The organism is Chryseobacterium sp. HMWF035 (assembly GCF_003094695.1).
Lineage (GTDB): Bacteria > Bacteroidota > Bacteroidia > Flavobacteriales > Weeksellaceae > Chryseobacterium > Chryseobacterium gambrini.
In genome coordinates, this window is sequence record NZ_QEHP01000001.1 from 23916 (window position 1) to 37620 (window position 13705).

Here is a 13705-nt window from a genome sequence, read left to right on the forward strand (position 1 = left end):
TTTTCCAAGGGTTTTACCAACAGCTATTGTTGTTTGACCCTTGCGGGTCGGCTTACTACTTGATTCTTTTTACTTTTAGCTTGGCTCTTTTACGTTGGTTCTTATTTAAAAGTATATCCTTGTTTTTCCAAGGCTTCTTTTAAAATTGCCATTCTTGCGAAAACACCGTTCTGCATTTGTTTGAAAACTCTTGAGCGTTCGCATTCTACCAAATCGTCATCAATTTCCACTCCTCTGTTGATGGGTGCAGGATGCATGATGATGGCTTTTTTTTTCATGGCTTTTTCCCTTTCTTTGGTTAAGCCATATTTTTTGTGATATTCTGAAGCGGAGAAACTCATTTTGGCATCATGCCTTTCGTGCTGGATTCTTAATAACATCAGAACATCTACATCATGAATCATTTCATCAATATTCAGATAGGTTCCGTTGATTAAGGCTCCTTCATCAAACCACTGTTCCGGTCCTGAGAAATATACTTTTGCGCCTAGTCTTCTTAAAGCTTCGGCATTGGAATTTGCCACTCTGCTGTGTTTTACGTCTCCGACGATTCCTACTTTTAATCCTTCAAATTTTCCGAATTCCTGATAGATCGTCATTAAATCCAGCATACATTGTGAAGGGTGGTTTCCTGTTCCGTCTCCTCCGTTGATCACCGGAATTTTTATATTTTTCAGTTCATCGAAATACCGGTCTTTCTTATCTCTGATTACGACAAGATTTACGCCCAGACTTTCGATGGTTTTTACCGTATCATAAAGACTCTCTCCTTTGTTTACGGAACTGTGGGAAGCATCGAAAGGAACTACCTGCAATCCTAATTTTCTTTCAGCAATATCAAAACTTGTTTTCGTTCTTGTACTGTCTTCGAAGAAAAGATTGGAACAGAAAACTTCTCCTTCAATTTTGGCAGTTTTCCCGTTCGCAAAAGCTAATGCTTCTGTTACTATACTGTTGATTCTCTCGTTGCTTAGTTCTGTAATCGTAAACATATTGTCTTTAAATTTTTTACAAAAAAAAAGCGAAGAAAATATCTTCGCTTAAAATAAATAAATATCGTAAAGGGCGTCTACGCCCGGTAATTCTAATGATATAAATACTGTGTTATTCATTAGGTGCAAAGATATAACAATTCTGTAAACTGACAAAATGAAAATTGAATTTATAAAAAAACCATCATTTTTTACTGGCCGAATCTGATAAGTAATAGTGCCAAAGTACCATTGTAGCAACACTTCTGAGCGGTTTCCACTCTTTACTGATTGTTATGATTTCTTCTCTGTATATTTTCGGAGGCAGCCGTTTAATTTTTTTCAAAGCATTCACGGCGGCAAGATCTCCGATAGGAAAAATGTCGGTTCGTTGCAGAGCAAGCATAAGATAAATGTCGATCGTCCAGTTTCCGATTCCTTTTAAGCTGATTAATGTTTCCCGAATTTTTTCATCAGACATTTTCCGGAATTTCTCAAGATTGATTTTTCTTTCCAGAATTGAATTTGCCAGACTTTTGATATATGTATTTTTCTGTCGGCTTACATAGCATTCTCTCATTTCGGCATCCGTAAGACTAAGAATGTTTTCAGGAGTGATTTCTGTAATTTTTTCTTTCAGTTTATGTAATGCGGCTAAGGCTGAAGCGAGAGAAACCTGCTGTTCCAGAATGATATGAACGAGGGTTTCAAAAGTATTTTCTCGGTTCCACATCGGAGGATAACCATGATTTTCGATAATTGATTTTAAATGCTGATCACAATTCGCGAGAAAATCACACATCTCATGAAAATTTGAGGTATTGAAAGTCAGTATTTCATCAGTCATGTCTTTTGTGTTTTGTTTTACAATCTTTATCATTAAATTTGTTTACACTTTTTTACCATAAAAGATTTAAACACTTTAGTTTCTTAAGTTTAATACCTAATGGAAAAAAGAGCATATAAGTTTAAAAAAATCAAAGATTTTTTCTCTTTGCAGACTTTTGAAATACTTTAAATAAAGCCCTTTGTATCTTTTGTGGTTAAATTTAAAATTAGTACAGCGGAAATTATTTCTCGGTCTCCATGTTTTTTAAATCTGTTATAGATTTTATTTTTAGCTGATTTGCCTGTTTTCTTCGCATAACGAGCGCATACGCATTGTTAAATCCAATCGGTTTCAGCCAACGGATCTTGTATTTTTTGATGAATTCATTTTGTACAAACTGATAGGTAAGATCAGGGCTTTTGGTCACATTTTCAATCGTTTTATGATCCGGAGTGAGCAGAACCAGCAATCCGGTACCTGTATATTCCGGGTAAAAATCGACAGCATCATTCATTAAGGCATCAAAACAGATTTTTGTTCCGCCTAATCCTGTTTTAGTTTCAACTTTATAGTTTGTGTTTCCTTCGATGAGCATTCGGTAGATTTCGGCAAGAATATATTGTTCTCCAAAAATTTTTGATCCGATCCGGACGGTTTGATTTCCTGCTTCTTGAGGCGCTTTGTACAGATTATTCCTGATTAAAAATTCTTTTGCTACTTTTTCAGGAACCTGATGAAGATAATCTGTCTGATAGTTCAGTTCGGTCATCACGGAATCATTGATTTTTTCTGAAAGAAGATTGAGCGTCTTTTCGAGATCAGGATATTTCTGCAACGTTTTTTCTTTAATAATAGGAGCTGCGAAGTAAGGCGGAAATATTTTTTTATCATCATCAAGAACCAAAAGATCGTATGCTTTTATTCTTCCATCGGTAGAATATCCGCTGATGATATCTAATTTGCCTTCATACAGAGCTTTGTACATGAGAGCGTCATTAACAACCGAAGGATTGACATCCAGCTGATAAATCTTTTTTAAGCCGATATCTCCATCTTTTCTTCCCATAAATTCAGGGGTAAAACCTGCTTTTAATTGGGTTGATGAGTTTTTATTCCCAAAATAAATTCCTTCGACGACAATCAATAATAAAGGAACAATCCATATCATTTTTCTGATTGTACGGTATTCTGATTTCTGAACAAAAGCAATCATCTGATCCACAATAACTGCCAGTAAAGCGGCCGGAATTGCTCCTGCAAGAATCATATTTGAATTGTTCAGGGAAATTCCGCCAAAGATAAATTCTCCCAAACCTCCCGCTGCAACAAAAGAAGCCAACGTTGCGACTCCAACGTTGATTACTGCGGCAGTTCTTATTCCGGCAACGATAACCGGCATTGCTAAAGGCAATTCTACTTTCAGAAGTAATTGGCTTTTTGTCATTCCCAAAGATTTTGCCGCTTCAATGATATTGTCATTTACTCCCGAAATTCCTGTATACGTATTTCGGATGATGGGTAATAAAGCGTAAATTAACAGTGCGACAATGGCGGGTTGTGGTCCGATCCCGAAAACGGGAATCATAAAACCGAGCAAGGCAATGCTTGGAATGGTCTGTAAAATTCCGGCAACCGTTAAAACCGGAGTGGCTAATTTCTTTTTCCGGCTGATGAGAATTCCCAACGGCAAACCGACAGCAATTGCCAACAACAGGGCTATAAAGGTTAATCCCAAATGCTGGATCACCTGAATATAGATTTTGTGTTGCTGCTCAACAAGAAACTGCCATAAACTTTGCTGCATCAGGTCAACTGTTTTTGTCGGTATTCATTAAAAGAAGCTGTAATTGTGTTGTAAAGTTCAGCATCTCCGGAATTTGTACTGAGATCCTGCAAAACATTCCAGATATTCTGATCTTCATCAAATCTTTTTTCTGAAACATTTTTAAACTGCAGATCTGAAATTTTCGTGATTTGATATTCTAATGTTAAACGGTTATTGGCAAAGAAATTTTTCACGAAATCATTTGTAGGACGGTAAATCATTTCTTTCGGAGTTCCGATCTGTATTATTTTTCCTTTATCCATGAGGCATATTCTGTGTCCCAATTCGAAAGCTTCAGATACATCGTGGGTTACCAGAATGATGGTTTTATTTTTAAGCTCGTCCAGCGTTTTAAACTCATTATGAATCTCGGATTTCGTCATATTATCCAATGCTCCGAAAGGTTCGTCCATCAGTAAGACCGGAGTATTGGCGATTAAAGCTCTGGCTATTCCGACGCGCTGCTGTTGTCCGCCGCTTAATTCGTGGGGAAATCTGTTTAAAACATCACCGGATAAATGTAATTTCTGAATAAGCTCCTCCGTTCTGTCTTTAATCTGCTTTGAGTTCCATTTTTGAAGTTTCGGAACGACAGCGATATTTTCTGCAACCGTATAATGAGGAAAAAGCCCTGAATTCTGCATGACATAACCGATTCCCATTCTCAGTTGCTCAACGTTATGATCCTTGATATTTTTACCATCGATTAAAATTCTTCCCGAATCTGATTCAATAAGCCGGTTGATCATTTTTAAAGTAGTTGTTTTTCCGCAGCCGCTTGTTCCCAGCAATACCAGAATTTCCTTTTCATGGGCAGCAAAGGAAATATCGTCCACTGCGGGACGATTTTTAAAACTTTTGGAAACAGATTCTACCGTAATCATCAATGGGAATTATTTAGCCAGTCGGATCCCCGTAAACTGCCATTGCAGTGATGTGGGAAAGAAATTTCTGTATGTTTTCCGGCTGTGTCCTTTTGGTGTTGCTAATGAAGCGCCTCTTAACACCATTTGATTGACCATAAATTTTCCGTTATACTCTCCTACCGCTCCTTCTTCTTTTGCAAAGCCGGGATACGGAAGATAAGCACTTCCTGTCCATTCCCAGCGTTTTCCCCAGTCAAATTTTCCGGAAGCGACTTCCCATTCCGCTTCGGTAGGTAAACGCATTCCTTTCCAAGAGGCAAAAGCCGATGCTTCAAAAAAGTTGATGTGACAAACGGCTTCGTCGGGAGTGATTTCTTTTAAACCGTTCAACGTGTACAGCATCCATTTACCCTCAATAAAATGCCAGTATAAGGGAGCCTTTGCATGATTTTCTTTCACCCATTCCCAACCTTCCGCATGCCAATGTCTGAAATTTTCATATCCTCCGTCATTCATAAATTCCAGATATTCTGAATTGGTTACTAATCGGTTTGAGATTTGGAAATCATTGAGATATACTTTATGTCTGTTCAGTTCATTATCAAAACAAAATTCTTCTCCTTCAAATCCTATTTCATAAATTCCTTCCTTAAAAGAAAGCATTTCAAGATTCTCAGATTCTGACTTTTCCAAAGGAAAATTTTCGTTGTAAGCGGGAAATAAAGGATTGTGTCCGAGAATATATTTCATATCGGTTAATAATAATTCCTGATGCTGCTGTTCGTGGTTTAAACCTAATTCAAACAGTTTTTGAAGATCATCGGATAAGTCGTTGTTTAAAAGAAAAGTTTCCATCTGTTTATCTACATATTTCCGATACTGAAAAATATCTGCAACCGAAGGTCGGCTTAAATTTCCTCTGTCCGTCCGGATTACTCTTGCCCCAATGGTTTCGTAATAACTGTTGAAAACGAAATTATATTGGGAATTAAACACCTCATAACCATCAAGATTCGGGATCAAAATAAAAGTTTCGAAAAACCATGTGGTATGTCCTAAATGCCATTTTGGCGGACTTACATCTATAACAGGCTGAACTACAAAATCTTCTGTTTCAAGTGGTTCGCATATTTCCACAGACCGCGCTCTGATTCTGCGGTAATTCTCAAGCAACTGTTTTTCTTTGACTAGTGTATTCTGTTCGATCATCGTTTTAGCTTTTAATTTAAATTAGACTTTCCAGATCGCATCCACAAACCAGCCTTTGGTGTCCGAAATCTGTTTTAACGGTTTAAAACCTGTTTTTCTTGCCATTATATCGACTTCTTTTTCCGAATATTTCTGAGAAATTTCCATATAAATAGCTTCATTTGCCTTAAAGTTTACCTCTTCCTCTTCAATATGTACCGACTGATCTTCCAGACTGATCAGGTAACTTCTGCAGGCTCCGGAAAGCGGATCGTAGGTTTGGTAATGTTTGAACTGATTCGTTTTAAAATCTGCATCCAGCTCTTCATTAATTCTGTCTAAAAGATTAAGGTTGAACGATGCCGTTATTCCCGCTTTATCGTTATAGGCAGCAAGAATGGTGTGTGGATTTTTCTTCAGATCAAAACCAATGAGAAGAATATCATCCGGATTGAGTCTCGATTTCAATGCATTACAGAACTGATAGGCTTCTTCAATTTCCATATTTCCAATATTCCCTCCTAAAAAAAGAATGACTTTTCTGCGGGAAGAAATTTTGTTTGCTTTATCGAGCATTTCAAAGTATTCTCCATTGAGCCCCGTCATTTTAAGCCCCGGAATTTCAGATGTAAGATTTTCCTCCAAAACAGAAATAATATTTGCCGAAATATCAATCGGCATATAGGTAAAATCTGCGTTTTGCTTTACAAGATATTCAAGCAGATGAGAGGATTTTGTAGCATCTCCCGCTCCGAGTTCCACCAGATCAAAAGGTTCGTCGAATGCTCGTATCGCATTTGCGAGTTCCCTCTTTTTTCCGGTAAAGATTTCAAGTTCGCAATCGGTGAGATAATATTCCGGCATATTCATGATCTGCTGAAAAAGATCGTCGCCTTTTTTATCGTAGAAATATTTGGATAATAAATGTTTAGGCTCCTCTTTCAGTCCGTCTAAAATTTCACTTTTAAATTTATGATGGGTGTCGTAATCAGCCAATGAAGTTGTTGCCGTAGTCGTATTTCGGTTCATATTAATCTGGATTTCGTACGCAGATTACAGCAATTATTTTGCCATTGCCTAAAATACAAAGATTAATATTCGGGCTGTTTATGAAGGGATTTTTGAGTTCAAAACACAAAAAATTTAGTTTTAATTTTTATAAAATTGTATATTTACCATTCAAAATAGACTATATGGATTTAAAAGACAGGATGATTCTCAGTATTATTCAGGAAGATTCTACACTTTCGGTGAAAGAAATTTCAGAAAAAATTGGTCTTACTTTCACTCCGACGTACGAACGCATCAAGCAACTGGAGAAACAGGGAATTATTGAGAAATATGTGGGTCTTTTAAACCGTGAAAAACTGGGCTTAAATATTGTGGTTTACTGCAATGTGCGTCTTAAAGAACAGTCTAAAAAAGTTCTGGAAACATTTGAGAAAAACATCATGCAGCATGATGAAGTTCAGGAAATCATCAGTCTTTCCGGTGAATATGATTACATGCTGAAAATTATTGCAAAAGACATTAATTCTTATAATGATTTTACGGTGAATGTGATTTCAAACATACCTAATATCGGGCAATATCACAGTTCTATTGTTTTGCACGAGGTGAAAAAGTCTACGAAGTTTAAGATTGATCTGGGTTAAATTTCATCTGATAAATAAAGATGCTTCGACAGGCTCAGCATGACATCTCTAATACTAACTGTTTTACAGCGATTCATTAGCAGCGGTGTCATGCTGAGCCTGTCGAAGCATCTCATACACAATTCTAAACAATTCTCTTATTGAAAATTATCCCAACAACTTATTTTTCAGTTTATTAAACTGATATTCAATTTTATCTAAACACAAGTTCCCGATACTTCCCTGATGCGTATGGTTTAAATTTCCAATTTCAAAATCGAACGCATTATTTTCAATCTCCTGCCCTACTTTTACGTAAGCATCCCGGAAGGAACTTCCGTTTTTTACTTCTTCATTAATTTTCTCTACGCTGAAGAGATATTTATATTTTTCATCCTCCAAAATTCCGTCTTTCACCTGAATATTGGGTAATGTATAATTTAAAATTTCCAGACATTCTTTTAAGGAATCAATCGCAGGAAAAAGGATTTCTTTCGTAAGCTGCATATCTCTGTGATAGCCTGAAGGAAGGTTATTCGTCAGTAAAATAAATTCATTCGGTAATGACTGTATTCTGTTGCAACGTGCACGAACCAACTCGAAAATATCCGGATTCTTCTTGTGAGGCATAATACTGCTTCCTGTTGTAAATTCCTTCGGAAAGCTTATAAAATCGAAATTCTGACTTAAATACAGACAAACATCGTAAGAGAATTTTCCTAATGTTCCGGCTAAAGTCGCCATTGCCATCGACAGCATTTTCTCAGACTTCCCACGCGTCATCTGAGCATACACGGAATTGTAATTCATCGATTGAAAGCCTAAATTATATGTCGTACTTTCACGGTCTATCGGGAAAGACGAACCATAACCCGCCGCAGAACCCAATGGATTTTTATTGATGATATTTTTAACTGAAAACAGCATTTCAATATCATCTAACAACGCTTCTGCATAAGCTCCAAACCACAATCCGAATGAGGAAGGCATCGCAATCTGCAAATGCGTATATCCCGGAAGCAACACATTTTTATGCTGTTCCGCCAGTTTGATTAATATCTGAAAGAATTCGTCTGTTAATGCTGTAATATCACGGATTTCGTCCAATAAATACAATTTGATATCCAGTAAAACCTGATCGTTTCTGGAACGCGCCGTGTGAATTTTCTTTCCGTTATCGCTTAATTTTTCAATTAAAATTGATTCAATCTGAGAATGAATATCTTCCGCATTTTTATCGATTTCAAAGGTGCCGTTTTCGATCTCATTTAAAATTTCCGATAAGACAAATAACATTTTCTCAGATTCTTCATTGGAAATAATCCCTACTTCTGCCAACATTTTGCAGTGTGCCATTGAACCTTTGACATCGTATTTTGCCAGACGTTCATCAAAATCAAGATCTTTCCCGACTGTGAATGTATTGACTAATATATTGGTGGCGTTATCGTCTTTCTGCCATATTTTTTTCATAAAAATTTCTTTTTTGTTGGAAGTTGGAAGTTGGGTGACGGATGTTTACAACCAACTTTTATATCTTCCTTTATTAATTGATTTTGTCATTCCGACGAAGGAGGAATCTATCTAAATTTAAAGATTCTTCAATCCACTTCGTTTCTTTCAGAATGACATAACTGAATATATTTCTTTTATGTTTTCTTTTGTCTTGAAACAAAAGAAACAAAAATTCAAGACTGGAAACTCCGGCTAAAAATTTAAATTGAACCCTAAAATCCCCAAAACTTGCGCGAATTGAATATTTGTTCTTCGATTTGATATTTCCGTCGCACTCAAACAGTGGGATTTTCTTAACGTTCATAAAATTATTTTTCTTAACGCTCCATTTTCTTAGGTCGATATTTTTATGCTTCATAAACTCCCATCATCCCTCTTCCTACTTCCAGCTTATAAAACTTTCTCCAAAATCTTGATGTAAATCTCAATTCCTTCTGCGATTTCTTCAATGAAAATAAATTCATCCGCGGTGTGAGAACGTGTGCTGTCGCCGGGACCGAGCTTTACTGATTTACACGGAATGATCGCCTGATCCGATGAAGTTGGGGAACCGTACGTTGTCCTCCCAATTTCCAAACCTGCTTTTACAAAAGGATGATCCATTTCGATTTTAGAAGAATTCAGCCTGAAAGATCTTGCGGTTAAAGTGGATTTCATCTGAGACTGTATGATTTCAAATGCTTCTTTATTGGAATATTCATCCGTAACTCTTACATCTAAAGTGAAAGTACAGGATTCCGGAACGACATTATGCTGAACTCCGGCGTGGATTCCTGACAAAGTAATTTTAACTTCACCCAAATAATCTGAAACCTTCGGAAATCTGAAATTTAAAATATTCTGTAAATCTTCCATGCATTTCACAATCGAATTATCATTGTTCGGATGAGCGGCGTGAGAAGGAGTGCCTTTCATTTCACCATCAATTACCAAAAGTCCTTTTTCTGCAATCGCCAGATTCATCTGCGTGGGTTCTCCTACAATGGCGAGTTCAATATTGGGTAATTGGGGGAAAAGCGCTTCAATACCGTCAAAACCTGAAATCTCCTCCTCTGCCGTCAAAGCTATAATTAAGTTATATTGTAAATTTTCTTTTTCATAAAAGTGTAAAAAAACCTGCGCCATCGAAACCAATGAGGCTCCCGCGTCATTACTTCCCAATCCGAATAATTTCCCGTCTTTTTCAATAGGAACAAACGGATCCAAAGTATACGCTTTGTTCGGTTTTACGGTATCATGATGGGTATTCAGCAAAATAGATGGCTTGAAAACATCAAAATTTTTGTTTACCGCCCAAATGTTATTTTTAAAACGTTTTGTCGGAATCTGATGTTTTTTGAAAAAATTTTCAATTTCCACCGACGTGTTAAATTCATCCTTGCTGAATGACGGAATCTCAATCAGCTTTTTTAATAATTCAACCGCGTTATCCCGCAATTCTTCTTTGCTATAAACAGATTTCAGTTCCTGCATGATGGTTTTCTATATGGTTTTTTAGTTCGGTTTCTTTAATTAAGAATACCTTATTGACATTATTTTTCACTGCTCCTAAAGCATTTTCCAGTTTAGGAAGAATTCCTTTGTGAAGTTTTCCGTCCTCTTTTAGGGTTGAAAATTCGTCTTCGGAGATATTTTTAATAACCGATTCCGGATTGTTCACATCTTCCAAAACTCCTTCTTTATCAAAGCAGTATAACAATTCCACATCATATTTTACGGATAAAGCCTGTGCAATTACCGAAGCAATAGTATCTGCATTGGTATTGAAAAGGTGTCCTTTTTTATCGTGGGTAATTGCCGAAAATACAGGAACCAGTTCCAGTTTCAGCAATTTTGAAATTAATTTTCTGTTTACACTTTTTTCGGTGATATCTCCCACAAATCCGAAATCTATTTCGGCGTTTTCTCTTTTTTTGGCTTTAATTAAGTTCGCATCCGCTCCCGAAAAACCAATGGCTTTACACTTTTTCTGCTGAAGTTTTGCCACGATATTTTTATTGATTCCTCCCGCATAAACCATTGCGACAATATCCAACGTATCTTTATCGGTTATTCTTCTTCCGTTTACGAGTTTTTGCTCAATTCCCAGTTTGTCGGCTAAAGTTGTTGCCAGTTTTCCTCCTCCATGTACCAGAATTTTCTTTTCCTGAATTTCTGCAAACTGCTCTAAAAACTGTTCTAATAATTCCTCGTCATCAATTAACGTTCCGCCAATTTTAATGATGTATAATTTTTCTTTCATTGTATATACTTTTTGGAAAGCCTTGTCAAAGTTTGCAAGGGGAAACCTAACAGGTTTTAAAAACCTGTTAGGTTTGATTGTATTATGCATTCAACTCATCCAAAATTTCCGAAAACACTGCCTGTGCAGAGAAAATCCGGTTTTTTGCCTGCTGATAAATGATTGAATTTTCACCATCCATCACCTCATCACTCAACTCTACATTACGGCGAACCGGAAGACAGTGCATTACCTTTGCCTGATTGGTATTTTTCAGTTTTTCATTCGTCAGCATCCAGTTTTCTTTTACTTCAGGCATTGCTGCGTAATTATCAAAAGACGACCAGTTTTTCACATAAATAAAATCGGCATCTTTCAACGCTTCCTCCTGATTATGAATAATTTTCACATCTTTTGTAAAGTTTTTATCTAAATCATACCCTTCCGGATTGGCAATGACAAAATCTACATCCATTTCCTGCATCCATTCTGCGAAAGAATTTCCTACCGCATGAGCAATCGGTTTGATGTGAGGCGCCCAGGTTAAAACCACTTTCGGTTTACGGTTTACACTGAGCTTGTCGAAGTGCCAGTTTTCGGTAATGGTGATGCAATCTGCCAGACTTTGCAAAGGATGACGTGTCGCAGATTCCAGAGAAATAACCGGAACTTTTGCATGCTGCTCAAACTGGCTTAAAATGCTTTCATTCACATCATCTTCTTTACTTTTCATTCCTGCAAAACAACGAACGGCGATAATATCGCAATATTGATTCAATACTTCAATCGCATCTTTGATATGTTCTACCGTATCTCCGTTCATCACTGCACCATCCGCAAATTCTAAGTTCCATGCTTCCTGTACTGCGTTTAAGGTTAAAACATTTAATCCTAAATTCTGTGCTGCAATCTGACTGCTTAAACGGGTTCTCAAACTTGAATTTAAAAATACAAGTCCAATAGTTTTTCCTTTTCCTTTTTCGGGTTCCGAAAGAGGATTTTCTTTAATTTGTAGAGCTTTTTTTATGATTTGTTGTAAGTTTTCAACATCGCTTACAGAGGTGAATTTTTTCATTTGGTAATTTTTATTTTTTTAATGGACAAATGGAATATCCATTTCATTTTGAATTGATTTTAAAGATTTTTTATCTTACCTACTTGATTGAGTTTTTAACGCTATGGTCGCAAAGTTTTTTTTATTTAACTTGAAAACATTTTCGTTCGCAAGGGCGTTCTACTCAGCTAATGATAATTGTGTTTGTCATTCTGACGAAGGAAGAATCTATTAATATTATAAAAGAGATTCTTCACTACACTTCTGAACTTCGTTCGTAAACCTTCAGTTTATGTTCTGAATGACAGACCACATAATTTTCACAGGTTAAATATTCTCCAATACTTCTTTCAAAGCATTTATGAATAGATCCGTTTCTTCTTTTTTAATATTAAGCGCCGGAAGAATCCTTAAGACCGCTTTATCATTAGAGTTTCCTGTGAAAATATGATGATTGTACAAAAGGCTGTTCCTCACTTCCGAGCAGTCTCTGTCGAGTTCAATCCCAATCATCAAACCTTTCCTTCGGATGTTTTTGATATGTGGAAAATCCTTAATTTCATTTTCAATATATTCGCCCATTTTCTGAGCATTTTCGATGAGATTTTCATCTTTCATGACGTCTAAAACCGCAATTGCCGCTACACAAGCTAAGTGATTTCCTCCGAAAGTCGTTCCCAATAAACCATTACTTGCCTGAAACTTCGGATGAATTAAAACGCCACCAATCGGGAAACCATTTCCCATCCCTTTTGCAGTGGTTATGATATCTGCTTCAATCCCAAATTCCTGATGTGCAAAGAAATAGCCGCTTCTTCCATATCCCGACTGAACTTCATCCAAAATCAAGACAGCATTGTATTTTCCGCACAATTCTTTGATTTTAGTTAAAAATTCAACTGTTGGAATCATAATTCCACCCACTCCCTGAATTCCTTCAATGATGACGGATGAAATTTCATTTCCCTGTTTTTCAAAAACTTCTTCAAGCTGTTCGATATTGTTCCATTCAGACTTAATGAATCTTTCATCATAATTTACCGGAGCTACGATTTTTGGATTGTCCGTCACCGAAACTGCCGCCGAAGTTCTGCCGTGAAAGGAACCTGAAAAATACAGTACCTTATTTTTTCCATTGTGGAAAGAAGCCAGTTTTAAGGCATTTTCATTGGCTTCTGCTCCTGAATTGCATAAAAATAAGTTGTAATCTTCCAAGCCTGAAAGTTTTCCTAATTTTCCCGCCAGTTCAGTCTGTAATTCATTCTGAACCGAATTTGAATAGAATGATATTTTATCTAATTGACTTTTTAATTGATTTTGATAATGGGGATGATTGTGCCCAATAGAAATCACCGCATGACCTCCGTAAAAATCAAGATATTTTTCTCCTTTATCATCCCAGAGAAATGATCCCTGTGCTTTTACCGGATTGATGTTGAATAATGGATATACGTTGAATAAATTCATCTTAGTTGATTGTTTTTGATTGATAGTTGCTAGTTTTTACAACATCATCTTTAAATTTTTCTTTTCTAATTTTTCTTTTGCCTTGAAGCAAAAGAAACAAAAATTCAAGACTGGAAAATTCTGCTAAAAATTTAA

At 36.5% G+C, this 13705-nt stretch carries 12 protein-coding genes; 1 reads left to right on the plus strand and 11 read right to left on the minus strand.

Features of this window, described 5'->3' with window-relative positions:
- Positions 1-101 precede the first annotated feature (101 nt).
- From DD829_RS00125 to DD829_RS00150, 6 genes are all read right to left on the minus strand, one after another.
- Positions 102-992, minus strand: coding sequence for an aspartate carbamoyltransferase catalytic subunit (locus DD829_RS00125; protein ID WP_108408629.1), 891 nt, complete (start codon positions 990-992; stop codon positions 102-104).
- A gap of 184 nt (positions 993-1176) precedes the next feature.
- Complete coding sequence (locus DD829_RS00130) at positions 1177-1851, minus strand: DNA-3-methyladenine glycosylase family protein (RefSeq protein WP_228408089.1); 675 nt, start codon at positions 1849-1851, stop codon at positions 1177-1179.
- 190 nt (positions 1852-2041) lie between these two features.
- Positions 2042-3604: an ABC transporter permease/substrate-binding protein gene (locus tag DD829_RS00135; RefSeq protein ID WP_108408630.1), complete on the minus strand. Its 1563-nt coding sequence runs from the start codon at positions 3602-3604 to the stop codon at positions 2042-2044.
- Positions 3604-4509, minus strand: coding sequence for an ABC transporter ATP-binding protein (locus DD829_RS00140; RefSeq protein WP_108408631.1), 906 nt, complete (start codon positions 4507-4509; stop codon positions 3604-3606). The genes DD829_RS00135 and DD829_RS00140 overlap by 1 nt, the downstream gene beginning before the upstream one ends.
- Positions 4510-4518: 9 nt before the next feature.
- The gene (gene egtB / locus DD829_RS00145) at positions 4519-5700 is read right to left on the minus strand and encodes an ergothioneine biosynthesis protein EgtB (protein WP_108408632.1); all 1182 of its coding nucleotides are present in this window, start codon (positions 5698-5700) and stop codon (positions 4519-4521) included.
- Between the two features lie 21 nt (positions 5701-5721).
- Positions 5722-6708, minus strand: a complete 987-nt coding sequence (locus tag DD829_RS00150; protein WP_108408633.1) for an L-histidine N(alpha)-methyltransferase — start codon at positions 6706-6708, stop codon at positions 5722-5724.
- 164 nt (positions 6709-6872) lie between these two features.
- Between DD829_RS00150 and DD829_RS00155 the strand changes: the two genes are divergently transcribed.
- Positions 6873-7334, plus strand: coding sequence for an Lrp/AsnC family transcriptional regulator (locus DD829_RS00155; protein ID WP_076393695.1), 462 nt, complete (start codon positions 6873-6875; stop codon positions 7332-7334).
- A gap of 147 nt (positions 7335-7481) precedes the next feature.
- Here the strand turns inward: DD829_RS00155 and argH are convergent, their stop codons facing one another.
- The 5 genes from argH to DD829_RS00185 form a co-directional block, all read right to left on the minus strand.
- A complete protein-coding gene (gene argH / locus DD829_RS00160; RefSeq protein ID WP_116547416.1) occupies positions 7482-8786 on the minus strand; it encodes an argininosuccinate lyase in 1305 nt (434 codons plus the stop codon).
- A gap of 432 nt (positions 8787-9218) precedes the next feature.
- Positions 9219-10301 carry a M20 family metallo-hydrolase gene (locus DD829_RS00170; RefSeq protein ID WP_116547417.1) on the minus strand — a complete coding sequence of 361 codons (1083 nt, stop codon included), beginning with the start codon at positions 10299-10301 and terminating at the stop codon, positions 9219-9221.
- On the minus strand, positions 10276-11070 hold the full coding sequence (gene argB, locus DD829_RS00175; protein ID WP_108411535.1) for an acetylglutamate kinase: 795 nt from the start codon (positions 11068-11070) through the stop codon (positions 10276-10278). Before argB ends, DD829_RS00170 begins: the two co-directional genes overlap by 26 nt.
- An 82-nt stretch (positions 11071-11152) precedes the next feature.
- Positions 11153-12124 carry an acetylornithine carbamoyltransferase gene (locus DD829_RS00180; protein ID WP_108411534.1) on the minus strand — a complete coding sequence of 324 codons (972 nt, stop codon included), beginning with the start codon at positions 12122-12124 and terminating at the stop codon, positions 11153-11155.
- Positions 12125-12430: 306 nt separating this feature from the next.
- Positions 12431-13570, minus strand: coding sequence for an aspartate aminotransferase family protein (locus DD829_RS00185; protein WP_116547418.1), 1140 nt, complete (start codon positions 13568-13570; stop codon positions 12431-12433).
- Positions 13571-13705 lie beyond the last annotated feature (135 nt).

Coding starts and splice junctions, on each gene's coding strand:
- DD829_RS00125 (WP_108408629.1), bottom strand. CDS start 992: ATGTTTACGATTACAGAACTAAGCAACGAGAGAATCAACAGTATAGTA.
- DD829_RS00135 (WP_108408630.1), bottom strand. CDS start 3,604: ATGCAGCAAAGTTTATGGCAGTTTCTTGTTGAGCAGCAACACAAAATC.
- DD829_RS00140 (WP_108408631.1), bottom strand. CDS start 4,509: ATGATTACGGTAGAATCTGTTTCCAAAAGTTTTAAAAATCGTCCCGCA.
- DD829_RS00170 (WP_116547417.1), bottom strand. CDS start 10,301: ATGCAGGAACTGAAATCTGTTTATAGCAAAGAAGAATTGCGGGATAAC.
- DD829_RS00185 (WP_116547418.1), bottom strand. CDS start 13,570: ATGAATTTATTCAACGTATATCCATTATTCAACATCAATCCGGTAAAA.
- DD829_RS00150 (WP_108408633.1), bottom strand. CDS start 6,708: ATGAACCGAAATACGACTACGGCAACAACTTCATTGGCTGATTACGAC.
- DD829_RS00155 (WP_076393695.1), top strand. CDS start 6,873: ATGGATTTAAAAGACAGGATGATTCTCAGTATTATTCAGGAAGATTCT.
- egtB (WP_108408632.1), bottom strand. CDS start 5,700: ATGATCGAACAGAATACACTAGTCAAAGAAAAACAGTTGCTTGAGAAT.
- DD829_RS00180 (WP_108411534.1), bottom strand. CDS start 12,124: ATGAAAAAATTCACCTCTGTAAGCGATGTTGAAAACTTACAACAAATC.
- argB (WP_108411535.1), bottom strand. CDS start 11,070: ATGAAAGAAAAATTATACATCATTAAAATTGGCGGAACGTTAATTGAT.
- DD829_RS00130 (WP_228408089.1), bottom strand. CDS start 1,851: ATGATAAAGATTGTAAAACAAAACACAAAAGACATGACTGATGAAATA.
- argH (WP_116547416.1), bottom strand. CDS start 8,786: ATGAAAAAAATATGGCAGAAAGACGATAACGCCACCAATATATTAGTC.